This is a genomic window from Pyruvatibacter sp. HU-CL02332 (assembly GCF_040362765.1).
Classification (GTDB): Bacteria; Pseudomonadota; Alphaproteobacteria; order CGMCC-115125; family CGMCC-115125; genus Pyruvatibacter.
In genome coordinates, this window is sequence record NZ_BAABWK010000001.1 from 797,421 (window position 1) to 812,777 (window position 15,357).

10 protein-coding genes are annotated in these 15,357 nt (G+C 59.8%); 2 read left to right on the forward strand and 8 right to left on the reverse strand.

Going from position 1 to position 15,357, the window contains the following annotated elements:
* Positions 1-61: 61 nt before the first annotated feature.
* The 6 genes from ABXH05_RS03805 to ABXH05_RS03830 form a co-directional block, all read right to left on the reverse strand.
* Complete coding sequence (locus tag ABXH05_RS03805; RefSeq protein ID WP_353559850.1) at positions 62-1,417, reverse strand: GDSL-type esterase/lipase family protein; 1,356 nt, start codon at positions 1,415-1,417, stop codon at positions 62-64.
* On the reverse strand, positions 1,418-2,602 hold the full coding sequence (locus tag ABXH05_RS03810) for an SGNH/GDSL hydrolase family protein (protein WP_353559851.1): 1,185 nt from the start codon (positions 2,600-2,602) through the stop codon (positions 1,418-1,420).
* A 306-nt stretch (positions 2,603-2,908) separates the two neighbouring features.
* Positions 2,909-4,123 carry an efflux RND transporter periplasmic adaptor subunit gene (locus ABXH05_RS03815; protein ID WP_353559852.1) on the reverse strand — a complete coding sequence of 405 codons (1,215 nt, stop codon included), beginning with the start codon at positions 4,121-4,123 and terminating at the stop codon, positions 2,909-2,911.
* Between the two features lie 4 nt (positions 4,124-4,127).
* Entirely contained in the window at positions 4,128-6,512 is a 2,385-nt protein-coding gene (locus ABXH05_RS03820; RefSeq protein ID WP_353559853.1) for an ABC transporter permease, read from the reverse strand.
* Between the two features lie 11 nt (positions 6,513-6,523).
* Positions 6,524-7,261 (reverse strand): ABC transporter ATP-binding protein, encoded by a 738-nt coding sequence (locus tag ABXH05_RS03825; RefSeq protein WP_353559854.1) that lies wholly within the window; start codon positions 7,259-7,261, stop codon positions 6,524-6,526.
* Between the two features lie 32 nt (positions 7,262-7,293).
* The gene (locus ABXH05_RS03830) at positions 7,294-8,832 is read right to left on the reverse strand and encodes a VWA domain-containing protein (protein ID WP_353560973.1); all 1,539 of its coding nucleotides are present in this window, start codon (positions 8,830-8,832) and stop codon (positions 7,294-7,296) included.
* Between the two features lie 220 nt (positions 8,833-9,052).
* Between ABXH05_RS03830 and ABXH05_RS03835 the strand changes: the two genes are divergently transcribed.
* Both ABXH05_RS03835 and ABXH05_RS03840 read left to right on the forward strand, forming a co-directional pair.
* The gene (locus tag ABXH05_RS03835; RefSeq protein ID WP_353559855.1) at positions 9,053-10,909 is read left to right on the forward strand and encodes an autotransporter domain-containing protein; all 1,857 of its coding nucleotides are present in this window, start codon (positions 9,053-9,055) and stop codon (positions 10,907-10,909) included.
* 275 nt (positions 10,910-11,184) lie between these two features.
* The gene (locus tag ABXH05_RS03840; RefSeq protein ID WP_353559856.1) at positions 11,185-12,945 is read left to right on the forward strand and encodes an autotransporter outer membrane beta-barrel domain-containing protein; all 1,761 of its coding nucleotides are present in this window, start codon (positions 11,185-11,187) and stop codon (positions 12,943-12,945) included.
* A 74-nt stretch (positions 12,946-13,019) separates the two neighbouring features.
* Here ABXH05_RS03840 and ABXH05_RS03845 read toward each other — a convergent pair whose 3' ends face one another.
* Positions 13,020-14,237, reverse strand: a complete 1,218-nt coding sequence (locus ABXH05_RS03845; protein WP_353559857.1) for an acyl-CoA dehydrogenase family protein — start codon at positions 14,235-14,237, stop codon at positions 13,020-13,022.
* A gap of 116 nt (positions 14,238-14,353) precedes the next feature.
* On the reverse strand, positions 14,354-15,304 hold the full coding sequence (locus tag ABXH05_RS03850) for an AAA family ATPase (protein WP_461496059.1): 951 nt from the start codon (positions 15,302-15,304) through the stop codon (positions 14,354-14,356).
* Positions 15,305-15,357 lie beyond the last annotated feature (53 nt).

Sequence of the window (15,357 nt, forward strand, 5' to 3'; positions counted from 1 at the left end):
GCCCGAGCGCGTCTCATTTGGGACAATGAGCCATGGAACGGGTCAAACCGCGCCACAAATCTTAATCCCTGGTTACCCCTGAGCCCGACTTGTCCCGATCTGGAACAGGTCGACCCTCCCTATCCCCCTGCCTTGCCACAAACGCGCCATTTAGCGCCTCAAACAGCGCCTTGGCGGATGCCTTGTAGCCGTCGCCGGTCAGGTGAACATGATCGGGCCGTGCGAGTTGGGGGTCCTCGGCCAGTCGCCAGCGATGGACCGAGCACGGGCCGCCCATGGCCGCCCGCCAGTCCCAGTGGGCAGCCCCCACATCAAGCGCCACGCGTTTTTGCAAAGCGAGTACGGCTGACAGCTGCGGTGCATCGTGCCAGCGCAGCAGCGCCTCGCTCTCCTCGGCAATCAGCTCCACATATTGCTGCCGCTCCGCCTCGGTGAGCGGCGCACACGTCCACTCATGAGGCTCGCGGGCATCCGTATCCGCGTAGTACGGCAGCCGCGTCCCGTCCGGTCCACCCGTCAGCAGGATCGACGCACCGGGCGCGAAACGCTTCAGCCGCGCCAGCTGCGCCCGCAAAGCGGCTTCGTAGTCCCCAAGCTCCAGCTTGTCGTCAAAACCTTCATTGGTGCCGTAGCCGACAATGATCAGATCAGGGTCAAGCCGGGCAAGCTCCATGCGCAGCAGATCATCATCCCACCGCGCCATGATGTCTGCCGTCGCCCCCGGCCAGCCGGAATTGGACAGCACCGCCCCGCCCGCATCCGCTTCAAGTGCCAGGGAGAACAACGCCACCGGCCCGTCACCGGCGGCCGCAATCCGAACAATCTGAGTGCCGCTGGGCACCGGCAATGCTGCAAACGCAAATCCACGGTCACCTGACGTGGGCACCGCATGGATCTTGCTGTCCACATGCACCTGCAACACGCCGCCTTGCGGCTGGCGCTGATAGCTGATCAGCAACCGCTCAACCGGTGTTTCAAAACCTGAAAGGGCAATCCACGGGCTGGTGCCTGCCTCCGCCACCACCCGCGCATTCATCAGGCCAAAGGGCCCTGAGGCGTCCTCGTTGCGGGCCCGCACCACGTCCCATCCATCGGACATATCCATCTCGACGCCACGCGCCATGTAGAACGGATAGACAGTGCCCGCAGGCAGCATGCCGCGCGGCCCGGACTTGCCATCGGCAGCAAACAACGCCCGCAGATCACCGGAAAATGTGTCGCGCGCAATGTGGCTGTCGCCGATATGCAGAATGCGCACATCAGGACCGGCAGACTTCGCGTCAAAAAACGCTGACAGGCCTGCTGGATTGGAAATCGGGACAAAGGTCGTCTGCGGCACGCCCGCACCCATCAGCCCCACAGAGGCTGACGCAAACGCAGCAGCCGCAGCCACCCGTCGCAAGGGAAGGAAAGTCACTTACTCAGCCGGTTGGCGCAGATCATCCGCCCGGCCGGGCTTTGGCTCAGGCAGCACAAACCCGCGCAGATCAGACAGCGCCCCGGCAATGGTAGACGCCACTTCTGACACACCCGCCCGTTCGGAGCGTTGCGGCGTACCGGAGACAGCACTTTGATCCCCCGGCGCGTCAGGCGCAGCGGGTTGATCGACACTTGGCGCAACAGGCTGATCCGGTGCCAGGGGAGCCGGGGGGGCCGGAGCCAAGGGAGCCGTGATCGTCGCACCGGTGATGGGGTCAATGAGTGGGGCCACGGCCACCGGCTCGACCGGCAATTCCACAATCGGCCCGACTTCTTCCATCCGGGCAGCTTCTTCCATGGCTGTGGTTACAAAACCCGCCATCTTGACGTAGCCGCGCATGGTGAAATGAATGCCGTCATTGGTCCGCATCAACCGCTTGCGGCCTTTGTCATCAAGGCCGTATGCGGAGTATTTGCCATTGCTGCCAAGGGTGCGCTGCCATGTGGGCACATAGGTAATGCCATTGGCTGCCGCACGGTCTTCGAACAGCGTGTTGAAATACTTCATGTCGCGGCCAAACCGCGGGCTGCGCATGGCGGGCAGTTCCACCCAGAAGACCTCCGCCCCCTCATCCTTGAGGACCTGCGTCATGTCATCAATGCGCGCCTTGTAAATCGCTTCCCAGCCGGGCGAGCGCAGCGCATGGCGACCGCCCTCAACAATCGTCTGCCGGTCATTGGTGCCGATCATCACAACCGCCACATCGACACGATGCTTGGCAACGATCTGCCGCACGGCCTTCGACCAGTTGTAAAAATCCTTGCGCACCAGCCCTGTTGAAACGCGGGAATGTTTGGTGACCTTGTAGCCGTCAGCCTTGGGCAATTTGCGATAAAGCCCGGCCCAGATGCCGTCCCCCAGTGAATCCCCAAAAACATGCACATTGAGCGGACCTGTCCGCTTTTCAGGCACGACATCAGGAATAGGCGCCATGTCAGCCGCCTCGGCCGGTACAGGGTCCTGGATCGGTGGCGGCAGTGTCTCGACCAAAGAGGTGGTCGAAGACGTGATGGAGGGCAGATTGGCGGATTGCACGGGCTCAATCGCCTGTGCCAGCGCAGCGCTGCCAAAGCCCAAAGCCAGGCCCGCAACGACAACCGTCCCAATCACAGCTCTACGCAATACGCTTAACCCTACCATGTGCCAAATTGGCTCAATGCGGCTCACACTTGCCCCCACAAGATTGTCCCCCACGCGTGGCTCAATCGTGCCCGAGATGGGCGGATGAGTCACCCCGCTAGCGGCCAATCTCCCCAAATGACGTCATACGGCGCGGGCTGGATACGCGGTTTCCCGTCAGGGTGTGCCACCAGCACAACATTTTAGGCTGTCCGGCAAGCACTCTCGCGACCCGCCCCGCATGACGCCCTGACAACATCCAAGCAATTTGCGCGCCCTTCGAAAATGAGATGCCTCAATTGGGTGCCGTTAACGTAAACCGCGGGGTTCCAGCGAAACGCCGTCCACAACCCTGTCGCTTGGATGAACAACCACACGGTCCCCCGCCTCAAGGCCCGCCACAACCTCCGCCTCCAGAGCATTCCGGCGACCGATCTCAACAGGTGTCAGTGCTGCCTCACCCTCAGCTTCCCGAAACACCACCCAGGCGTCCCCATCGCGAAACAAGGCGCTGACCGGCAGCTTCAGCACATCTTCAGCTTCCCAGACAAAAATGCGCGTATCCAAACGGTACCCATGGCCAAGCGCGGACCATGCTTCCGGCGTGTCTTCAAAATCAATGATGACATTGACCCGCTGCTCCTCGATGCCAAGCGCTGACACCTTGGTGAACCCAAATGGCTCAATCCGTCGAACGGTGCCATTCAGGTCCTGCGTGCCACCCCAATCCTCGACCAACACCCGATCGCCTTCGCTTACGCGCACCGCATCTTCTGAGAGCAGGTCCACCACGATTTCCAGATCAGCAGCATCGCCAACCTCAATCAGTGGCGCGCCCGGAAGAACAATCGCTTCGCTTTCCTGCATGATGCGTAGCACCCGTCCGGTAATCGGCGCACGAACCGGCACGCAACACCCAAGGGCACCAGTATCAACGTCTCCGTCTGCCTCTCCCGGCTGGATCAGGAGCGCTCGCGCATTTTCAAGTTCAAAGTCACGCATCTTGAAGGCAGCCTTGGCTTCATCCAGCGCTGCCGCGCGCGTACGCATATCCAAGCGTGCCTTGTCCAGCCTGGCCTGTGAAACTGTGCCCTTGGCGGCAAGGCTCTTGGCACGACGATACTCAGACTGTGCGAAATCAAGTTCGGCCTGAGCCCGCGCCACGTCTGCTTCAGCCAGAGTGCGCGCCGCCTCCGCAGCTTTGGCCAGCGCTTCTGCCTGCCCCAGCGAGCGCGCATCCAGGAAAGAAGGGTCGGTCGGCTGAATGGTGGCAACGACCGTTACGCGCTCAGTCACCGGATCGCCAACGTCAGACCGGATACGCAGCAGACGCCCACCGACTGGCGCGGACACAGTGTAAATGTCCTTGACCCGCGTCCGACCTTCTTCATGCACTGTCACTGCCAATGAACCGCGCTGCACCTCAACCAGGTCTGCTGGAACTGCCTGTGGCATGAACGCAAGAGCAATCGCTCCCAAAACAATCACTCCAATGACAATGCTGACTATGTTGCGAATGGGCATGAGGCTAATCCCTCGTTTTTAGAACTGAAATAAGATCAAGCCGCGCCACCCGGCGGCCTACAATTAGGCTGGAAACAAAAGAGGCTGCCAGCACCACCAAAATGGCGGTGCCATAGGTTGAAGGCGCAATGATAATGGGGATCCGGTAGAGCTCGGTCTCAAGCCCAAGCTCGCCGACCAGATGGGCCAGCCCAAACCCGAATAGGCAGCCCGGCAGCAGGGCCAGCATGGTCAGCAGCGCCAGCTCGCCAAGCAGGATGTAAGCCACCTCGCCACGGCTGAACCCCAACACCCGAAGGCTTGCAAGTTCACGTGCCCGCTCCGCCAGGGAAATACGCGCAGCATTGTAGACAACGCCGATGGCGATAAGAGCTGCAAAAACGACATTGAAAATAACCGTCGTGGAAAAATTCTCATCCACGGTCTCGCGAAAGGTTTGCAAGGCCTTACGCTGCAAGGTGACGCCGGCAACGGCTGGCGTGTCCTTTAGCTCTCGGTACAGCTCATCCTGATATGCCGTATCGTTGAGGATGTACGCACCGGACACCGACCGGCCCTCCTGCATCACCGTGTTGAGGGCTGGCAGCTGCATATAGGCACTGAGCCCGATATAGGTTTCCACGATCCGTGTTACCGGGACAAACAGGGTCGGACGGCGTCCCTCCAACACTTCTATCGTGATGGTGTCGCCTTCATCTACATCCAGTATCTTGGCGAGATAGTCACTCAGCAACACACCAGCTTCCGGCAGCTGCACGGGACGTTGGTTGGCATCCAGAACACGGGAAATCTGTGGGTCCTGCACCAGACCCGTAATAGACACCCGCTTCTCGCGCGGTCCATGGATCATCCGCACACCAACCGCCCGGAACGGCTCCACCGAGAGGACACCCGGCAAGCCTTCGACTGCGTGAATGGCATCGAAGTGGCGCGGCTGCTCAAAGATCACCGTCATGTTCTGCCGCTCGGTCTGAAAGAAGTTCACGTCCATCATGAACTCCATCGAGTCGAGCGCAAAACTTGACCCGATCAATAAGCCAACAGCAGCAGAAATCCCGGCAACGGTGAGACCCGACCGCAGCGGCCAACGACCGATATGACGCAGGATCATACGGGTCGGTTGATCCGTCATCCGCCGCGGCAGCATCCGTTCGATGAGAGAGGTCCCATAGCGCGTCGGCGGAGCAGGCCGCATGGCGACAGCTGGCGGCAAAAGAGCTGCCCGGCGCACGGCGACAAGTGTTCCAACCACCGCCGCTAGAATGCTGATGGCCGCACCCAATGCAAAGACGGTCGGATCGGCCTTGTAGTAGAGGAATGGAAACTTGAACAATTGCCCGGCATAGATGCCAGCTAGCCCGCGACCCATCCAGACCCCGGCAGCAATGCCCGCCACAATGCCAAGCGTCGTAAGAACGCCAACGAATTTGAGGTAGTGAAGCCCGACGTCCCAGTTTGAGTAGCCGAATGCCTTGAGCAGTCCGATCTGTTCCCGCTCAGTCTCAATCATCCGACTGATCACCACATTGAGCAGAAAGGCCGCCACCAGCAAAAAAATCGGCGGCAACACCGCGCCGAAATTGCGCAGTTGATCCATTTCACTCCTCAGGAACGCGTCGGAGATCTGGTCCTTTCGCTCATACGCTCCACCGCCACCATATCGGTCCGTCAGAGCATCCACCTCATCAATCACGTCCGAAACATTTGCGTGCCGCAGCACACGGATCAGCGCTTCGTTGAATGCACCGTCCAGGTCGTAAGCTGCGGCAAGAGCCTCCCGGTTCATCCACAGAATGCCAAAACGTTTTTCGTCCGGCATCAATTCGCCCGGCGCAATCGCATAGACAAACTCAGGACTCAGAACGACACCTACAACCGTCAGCGTGCGCTTTCGGCCATTGATGATGGCGGCGACTTCACTGCCGGGTTTGAATCCATGAGCATCCATGAAGGTCTGATCGGCCAGCACTTCGCGTGAGTGGTTTGGTTCAGGCCACCGACCGGCGCGCAGCACCACATCATTGATGGCTGGCCGTCCCGATTCAGGAAGCGATATCATTCGCCCAGTGGCCGGTTCCACCATGCCCGGCACATCCAGCGTCACATCCACGAATACTCTGGTCTCAACCGATGCAACCCCGTTGATACGGGAGATGTCCGTTTTAAGACTTTCAGGCGCACGCTTCACCGGCACCCAGATGTCGGCAAACCGGTAGCGCTCATAGTAAGCCGCCCGCGTTGACTCAAGCGATGCCAGCATCCCGTACATCATCACCAGCACAGCCACACCGGCGCCAATAACCGCTGCAATGGCCAGCGCCTGGCCACGCACCCGCCACAACTCGCGAAGCACTTTCTTGTCCAGGGGATGCAGCAATGTGTGAAACATGCGTTGTGCCCCTACCAGGTGATGTCGCGCGCTGGCTTACGCGCATCATTGACCTCAACACGGGCAATAGTGCCATCAGCAAAGCTCACTACCCGATGCGCCATGTCTGCAATCGAGGCGTTGTGGGTAATCACAGCGGTTGTGGTGCCAAGCTCTGCATTTACCCGCTCAATGGCCTCCAGCACGATGACACCCGTCTGGGAGTCGAGTGCGCCGGTGGGTTCATCACACAACAAAACATCCGGCCGTTTTGCGATGGCGCGGGCAATGGCAACGCGTTGTTGCTCGCCGCCTGACAATTGTGCCGGAAAATGATCGACCCTCTCTTTGAGGCCGACAATGTCCAGCGCTTCGCGTGCATCCATCGGATCGCGCGCAATCTCCGTGACCAGCTCAACGTTTTCACGCGCAGTCAGGCTGGGTACCAGATTGTAGAACTGAAAAACAAAACCCACATTGTCGCGACGGTACCGCGTCAACTCGCGTTCCGACGCGGCTGTGAGTTCCTGATCGCGAAACCACACCTGCCCGTCCGTTGGCTGATCCAACCCGCCCAGAATATTGAGCAGTGTCGATTTGCCGCTCCCCGAAGGGCCCAGCAGGACGGCGAATTCGCCTTCATAGAGCTCAAGATCGACACCACGCAGCGCATGGACCTGCACGTCGCCAGTGTCATAGACCTTGGTTATGCCCTTGGTCTGAAAGGTAATCTGCGGTTTCGGGTCGCCGCTTATTGCCGGTGTTCCCATGACAGTCTCCCTTATAGGAAGAATGTCGGCCCTTAGACCGCCGTGCGCAAGATGTCGTCGACCACCCGTTCGAGATCCTTGAGAGACCCGCACATCTGCGCTTTGTGGCAGAACGGCTTGAGCTTCAGCATCTCGCTGTCGCCGGTCCCCCAGATGCCTTCCGGCTCCGGGTTGAGAATGATGACCCGCCGCGCGCGCTGATAAACCAGTTTCATGATGTCAGCCCGCGGATTGCTGAAGTTCGACCGCGCGTCCCCCATCAAGATGACAGTGGTTTTGTTGTCGATGTCATTGAGCGCCAGATTTGAAAAATCCTGCAACGACGCGCCGTAGTCCGTGGAGCCACCGCCATACTCTTTCTGGATCAGCGGAATGGCCTGTTCCAGGTCCAGCGTCTCAAACAGATCCGTCACCTCTCCCAGATGCCCCGAGAACGCAAACGACCTGACATTGGGCAGCACTTCGCCCAGCGAATACAGGAACATCAGCAGGAAACGCGACACCGTGGCGACAGAGCCTGACACATCGCAGATCGCCATCACATCCGGCTTGTCCACCTTGCGGCGCTTCCAGTGGGTATCAAACATCAAGCCGTCAAAGGCGATGTTGTGCCGGATGGTCCGCCGCACATCCAGATGGCCCCGTCGTGCTTTCTTCTTGCGGCGCGAATGCACGGAAACCAGCTTCTTCGACATCTTGCGCACAAGCTGCTGCATCATCTTGAAGTCGCGAATGTCCACATTTGTCAGGCGCACGCTCTCCAGCACTTCTTCGCGCAGCCGCTTGCCTTCGTTCTGTGCGTGGAGCTGCAAATTGCGCTCCACATAGTCGTCCACATCCTGGCGCAACATTTCGCGCATGCCTTTGAGCGCTTCTACCTGCGGCCCGCCGACGCCTTCAGCCCGTTCTGCTGCAATGATCTGGTCGGTGATTTCCTGCAGCCCGATGCGCTCCATGATCCGGCGGCCATAAAGCCCCCGCTGGGTAAAGAACCGAATGTTCCGTATACCCACCTGTTCGCCAGCCCGCGCAATCGCCATGGACAAAGATGTCCGGTCGCCCGATTGCAGCATCTCCATCAGGGTCTGATTGAGGTTGGCGTCTTCATATTCCGTGTCGTTGAGGTCGCCTGTCTGCGGCTTGTCGGTCGCACCACCTTCGCCTGAACCCGACGGCTGGCCGCCGGACGCGGACGCACTTTCAGACGCGTCTCCGTCGCCCTCGGCGTCGGACTCTTCCCCATCGCCCTCACCACTATCTTCGCCGTCAGCATCCTGAGACCCGTCACCAGCTTCCTGCTGATCCTGTTCGTCGCCGTCCTCACCAGACTGCGACGCCGCGTTTTCCCCTGTCGCATTCTCCATCGTCTCAAACGAGAAGAACCGGTCAAACGCCTCATCAAACGATTGCTTTTCGTCCGGTGTCTTCGCCAGGGACAGCGCAAGCGTGTCCTTCAGCAGCGCCCGGTCGCCAAACCCCACAAGGTCGGCCGCCTCCATGGCATCCAGCGTTTCCGCTGGCGAAACCTGCAGGTCCGCAGCGCGCAGCGCATCGACAAAATTTGTCATCATCTTGGACAAGACAGCGACCCTCAAAAATATGCGCCGGGATACCCGGCTTTTCGCGGCCTTTATGCCATGAAAAGCCCAAGTGCCACAGGCATTCATTCCGGCAACGAAACATCAGAGTCAGATTCATCCTCAATTTTGATGACGAACCTCCCATCCCAGAGTCTCTAGTCTCACCATTGAAGCGATGGCCGCGACGCGCGGAAGCCGGGGTTACGGGAATTTGTCTACAACACTGAGATGGCTGTGCGCGATTGCCATAGCCGCGCCAACATATGCGGCATCAATAACGCCAGCGTTCGCTGTTTCTGCCGGCTGTACAGCCGCCAATGGCGGAGCCTTCAACCAGAACGTCGTCGCCGGTGGGGCCAATGCTGTTGGAATCGCAGGCGCGTTTGACCAGGGCGACACGCTGACCATCACGGCCGCCGGCAATCCCAATCTGGCCACGGTTCAGCTCCTGCCGAGCAATACGGGTATATTCGGCACCGCCGTCAACCTCGTGCAAACGGTCACTGTCAACGAGGCAGGTGTGGTGGGTCTGGGCATCACGGTGCTCGCCTCCGTCGGCCAGGCAGCAACACTGACCATCACATGCGTGCCTGTTGCAGCAGCGGCAGCCCCTCAGGCGTCCGGCACCAACAGCAGCGCCGGTACGGCCAGCACACCGGTGCAGACCGCCAACGCCGTGGATGCGGCCACAACTGCCGTCACCGGCAACCGCCTGCCGACCACACCCGCAGCCCTGCCCGGAGCCGGCCGCGCCTTGGTTGCCCGCCCGCAAACACGGGCGCAGACCAGCCGTAAGGACCACGAGGCCCTGTGGGAAGAATTTCAGAACGCACTCAACGATCTGTATGTGCGCGACCATGAGGAGCAGCAACAGTTCCTTCCCGACAACGAAAAACGCATCGACCGTTTCAAGCACGGCATCAGCCTGTTCGAATCCGGCAAGCCATTCCCCTCCGATCAAGACTCCGCCGACACGCGGCGCGGCTGGACTTATGGCCGCGCCCGGCAGGCGATCATTGACAGATACCGCAAGCGCTTCGAGGAAGCGGGCCTGCCCATGTCGGACCCGCGCCCCCAGGTCGAGTTGCCGGAGCCTGACCCCGACCTCGATCCCGATGTCGATCCCGATCCCGAAGAGCTTGGTGACGGCGACATCGTGCTGTTCCGACCGGACGCCAGCGGCCGCGGCTTCAGTTTCGAGCTGTCATCCGACCTGCTGCACCGGCACATGATGCTGAAGCTGGAGCAGGATGGCGCCGCCTCCGCGGCACCAGCACCGCTGACGATCGCCGGCATGCCCGTCAACATCTGGGCGCGCGGCCGCGGCACCGTGTTTGACCGCCAGAAGCGCGCCGGATCGGACGGCTGGGCGGCGCATCTTCTCAGCGGGATCGCCTTGCGCGTCAACGAATCCGTCACCGTCGGCGCGTTCGGCTCCCATCTTGCCGCACGCAGCGACACCGACCTGACCAACACAAAGGTGGATACGCGCCAGGGCGGCGGCGGTGCCTATTTGCGCCTTGCAGTCGCCCGGGGCCTGACCTTTGGCCTGTCAGCCAGCCGCGAAACCGGCGAGCAGGACATCACCACCGCAGCGGCCTCCGGGTCTGCCGACATCGATCTGTGGTCTGTTTCATCCTCCGTACAAGGAGCGGTCTTCCTCGACCCGGTTCTTTTGTCGCCGTCCTTCGCCGTCACCTATGCCGAGTTCACCCGCGACGGCTACACGGATTCAACCGGCACCGTCATACCGGGCAGCAGCTCAGGCGACACCACGCTCACGGCCGCACTCACCGCGTCGCGCGCCTACCGCTATGAAGAGGGATGGGTGCGGCGGCTCACCCCGCGCGTGAGTACATCGCTCAACTATGTGGCCCGTGAACACACAAGCTACCGCGTATCCGCCACCGAGATAATCGATGCCGACACCTGGAGCGGCAATGTCGGCGCCGGCGTAACACTGCACACGCAAGGCTCAAGCCGCATATCGTTCGACGCCGGCGTCATCGGCATTGGCCAGGACACGCTGGGCTACACCGGCCAACTTCAGGTGGATTTCGGCTTTTAGCACCGGCGGCATCTGCAGCAACGCCAGTGTGGGCCTGACTCTCAGGTCAATTGAGGCTATAAACACTGCCGAGCAAGGTCATCCGTGGGGGGAGTAAAATGATCAGCTTGAAACATGCGCACGCCATACCTCAGGCTATTTCCCTAGCCTTCGGGGTTTGTTTCGCAACCGTATTGGTACTCGGCTCTCCTACAAAGGCCCAAGCAGCCTCAACCGGTTGCAATGCGCTAAACGGCGGCGGGGGTGACACAACCATCCCCGCAGGCGGTGCCACCATGGGCACAGTCACGATCAATGAAAGCCTGGATGCTGGCGAGAAGCTGGTGATAACAATCACCGGCAACCCCAACTCCGTACGCATCGGCACCAACCCCGGCAATGCGCTGGTGAGTGCACAGGCAGGCAACCTAAACCTGACCATCACCCTGACAGCAGGGATTACCGGCATCACAATTTCAGGCGGCGCAAGTGCCGGTGCCAACACCGTCATAACGCTAAGGTGCACAGCCGTTGCCACGTCCACAACGACAACACCGACGTCCACGGGACCCACTCCGGATGAGACGTCCGATGCCATCGACAGTGCCAACACATCTGTCAGTACGGTCCGCCAACCCACGACACCAAACAACCTGCCGACCGTCTCCCAACAGATCGTAAAACTAAGGGAAGCTGGTGCTGACGAATCCTACATCAGAAAATTGGATGATGACGCTCAGGCCGCTCGCGATGTTGAGTACGACCAGCTGGATAACAAGATAGAGACTCTAAACGACCAGATAGGCTCCACTTATGATCAGGTACGGGCGCTGGTGGACGCCGTGGATCCGGACTACTCCGGTGACAGGAATTTTGGACTGGATTACGGAGAAGCTCTCGAGGACAACACAACGCCCGGAACGGAGTATCACGAAAAAGACAATTCCCCCGAGTTTGCCCAACTGCTCGTCAAACTCGAAGCGGCTGGTCGCCTCGGTGAGTATCAGGCCCTCGCTGAAAAAACTCATGATCTGTATGACCAACGCAACAATGCTTACGTGCGGCAGGACGACATCCGCGACGAAAACGACTCGCGCAGTCAAAGGCAGGCCCCGCCCGACAAGTACAACGTACCCGGAATGTGGTTTACAGGGGCGACCAGCGGCGATTTCATTTTCAACATCGACATGTCCACCGACATGTTGCGTCAGATAGTTCAGGCCAATCTGGACGACGCAGGCACGCCGGAAACCGTCCTGCCGCCACTCACGATTGCCGGACGGCCGGTCAATTTGTGGATACGCGGACGCGGCACACTGTTCGACGCCCAAAACCGATTTGGCAATGACGGCTGGGCGGGCCATGTACTCTCAGGCATTGCCATGCAGGCAAACGAGACAATCACGATCGGTGCATTTGGATCCTTCCTGACATCCAGCACGGAAACAAAGTTCAACAATTCTGAAATAGACAGCACATCGGTTGGCGGTGGCGCCTATATCAACATGCGGCTTGTTGACACAATCTCAGCCGGGTTGTCGCTCAACCGTGAAGTCGGTGAGCAGGACATCAAGATCGGCAGCACCACCGGCACCGCAGACACGGGCCTCACGGCAGTTGGTGCATCGTTGCAAGGCTCATGGTTTGTGGATCCGGTGTTCGTTTCGCCATCGCTGTCCGTCAGCTACTCGGATTACATTCGCGAAAAATATACGGACTCAACAGGCACACTTATTCCGTCCAGCCGCTCACGCGACACAACCATTGCTGCCGCAGCAACAGCCTCACGCACCTATAGCTTCGAGGAAGGCGGCTGGTTTACATCCGCCAGCCCGCGGGTGTCGGCGACAGTCAATTACTTTGCCCGCGAAAACCGGTCCCTGCGCGTATCCACGACGCAGATCATTGATCTGACAGACTGGGGCGGCAATGTCGGCACCGGTGTGACCCTTGCGACCAAAGGCAACAGCACCATCTCCATTGACCTTGGCGTCATCGGCATCGGTCAGGACACCCTCGGCTATACAGGACAGCTTCAGGTCGATTTCGGCTTCTAGCCAAAATGAAACGGGCGGCGCTCCTACCTGAGCACCGCCCGCCATAACTCTTTGTATCGTGCAGCGATCAGTCGTTACGCCGCTTCAAAGCCCCGTGCCGTCAGCTTGGCCAGTTGAGACATGTGTACTTCGTCCGGCCCGTCCGCAATCCGGCAGAAGCGCGCAAGGCTGAGCCACGACGCCAGCGGCGTATCTTCGCTCACACCCATGCCACCATGAATCTGGATCGCACGGTTGATCACATTCTCCGCCATCTGCGGGCCGACGATCTTCACCATCGAGACCAGATCACGAGAACCGGACAGGCCTTCCCGGTCCATCGTGTCCGCCGCCTGCAGCACCAGCAGACGGCACTGCTCGATTTCGCAGCGGGAGCGGGCAATCTCATGCTGCACGCTCGTCTTGGCCATCAGCTTTTCACCAAAGGCAACGCGCGCATCTGCCCGCGCGCACATCAGCTCCAGTGCCCGCTGTGCCATGCCCACAAAGCCCATGGCGTATTGGAATCGTCCCGGCCCAAGGCGACCCTGCGCGATTTCAAATCCCCGGCCTTCGCCAAGAATGAGATTGCTGACAGGCACCCGCACATCTTCATACAGAAGCTCCGCCTCACCGCCGGGCGAGTGATAGTCGCCAAAGGCCTTGAGAGGACGGACAATCTTGAGACCCGGCGTGTCACGCGGCACCAGTATCGTTGAGTGTTGGCTGTGCCGTGCCGCATCCGGGTTGGACAGCCCCATGGTCAAAAGCACTTTGCACTTTGGCCCCATGGCACCGGTGATCCACCACTTACGGCCGTTCAGCACATAGTGGTCGCCATCCCGCTCGATCTTCAGCTCCATATTGGTCGCATCAGACGATGCCACCTGCGGCTCGGTCATGGCATAGGCAGAGCGGATTTCTCCGGCCAGCAGTGGTTTCAGCCACTGCTCCTGCTGTTCGGTCGTGCCGTATTTCGCCAGCACTTCCATATTGCCCCTGTCCGGAGCCGAGCAGTTGAACACCGCCTGCGCCCATGGCACCCGGGACATCTCTTCCATGATCGGCGCGAATTCCAGATTGGTCAGCCCCGGGCTCCACTCGCCATATTCCTCAGGCAGGAACCAGTTCCAGATACCAGCCTCGCGCGCCTTGGCGGTCAGGTCGTCCCACCATGGCGGATAGACCCAGAGGTTCTCGTGGTCCTCTACCCACGCGTCATATTCCTTCTCGCGCGGATAGATATGCTCCTTCATGAAGGCCTGCACCTGCGCGGTGAGTTCCCTGGTCTTGTCATTGGGTTGAAAACCCATGAGCCGTTCCTCCTGATCAATATTTTTGTGGGATCAGGCTAAGCCAGGACGTGCACGAACACACCCGCTAATGCAGGGTCTGTTCGCCGTCACGGATGTATAAGTGGGGAAGGCCCTTAGCTCTCGCCGCGCGCGCGACGGATCATGCCGGGGATTTCATTCTCCACGCTCTCAATGTCGTCTTCGAACTTGAGCAGCAGGTTGAGCGTGTTGCGCACCAGGTCTTCATCCAGCTCGTCTGTGTGGAGCAGCATCAAGGCACGGGCCCAGTCGATCGTTTCACTGACAGCCGGCAGCTTCTTGATCGTCTTCGTGCGCAGCTCCTGCACGAAGGCCACCAGCTGATCCAGCAGCGATTCAGGCACGCCGGGCACGCGCTTGTTGATGATCTTCATTTCCAGCTTCTGGTCCGGGAATGAAATGTACAGATGCAGGCAGCGGCGCTTGAGCGCATCACCCACTTCGCGGGTGTTGTTGGACGTCAGAAACACCACCGGCTTCACATCGGCCTTGATGGTGCCGATTTCAGGGATCGATACCTGGAAGTCAGACAGGATTTCCAGCAGGAATGCTTCAAACTCATTGTCTGATTTGTCGATTTCATCGACCAGCAGTACGCCGCCGTCAGGCACCTGCAACGCCTTCAGCAGCGGGCGCGGCTCCAGAAACTCCGGCGAGAAGAACGTGTCGTCAAACTCATGCAGGCGCACCATGGCTTCGGTAATGCCGTTGGTGCCCTCCATCAGGTCAGCCAGCTTGTCCTTGAGAACCTGTGTGTAGAGCAGCTGCTTGCCGTACTTCCATTCATACAGCGCCTTGGCCTCGTCCAGCCCCTCATAGCACTGCAGCCGAATAAGCTCGCGGCCCAGATGGGCTGCCGTCGCCTTGGCCAGCTCGGTCTTGCCCACGCCGGGAGGGCCCTCAACCAGAATGGGCTTGTCCAGCGCCTTAGCGAGGTAAACAGCTGTGGAAATCTGGGTGTTGGCCACATAGCCACCAACCTCAAACCCCTCTTGAATAAGCTGGATTTCACGTTTGGCGTCGTCGGACTTGATGTGATTGGTCACGGGAACTGGTCTGCCTGTCTCTTGATATCGGTTCGCCCAAGGGCATACGCGAG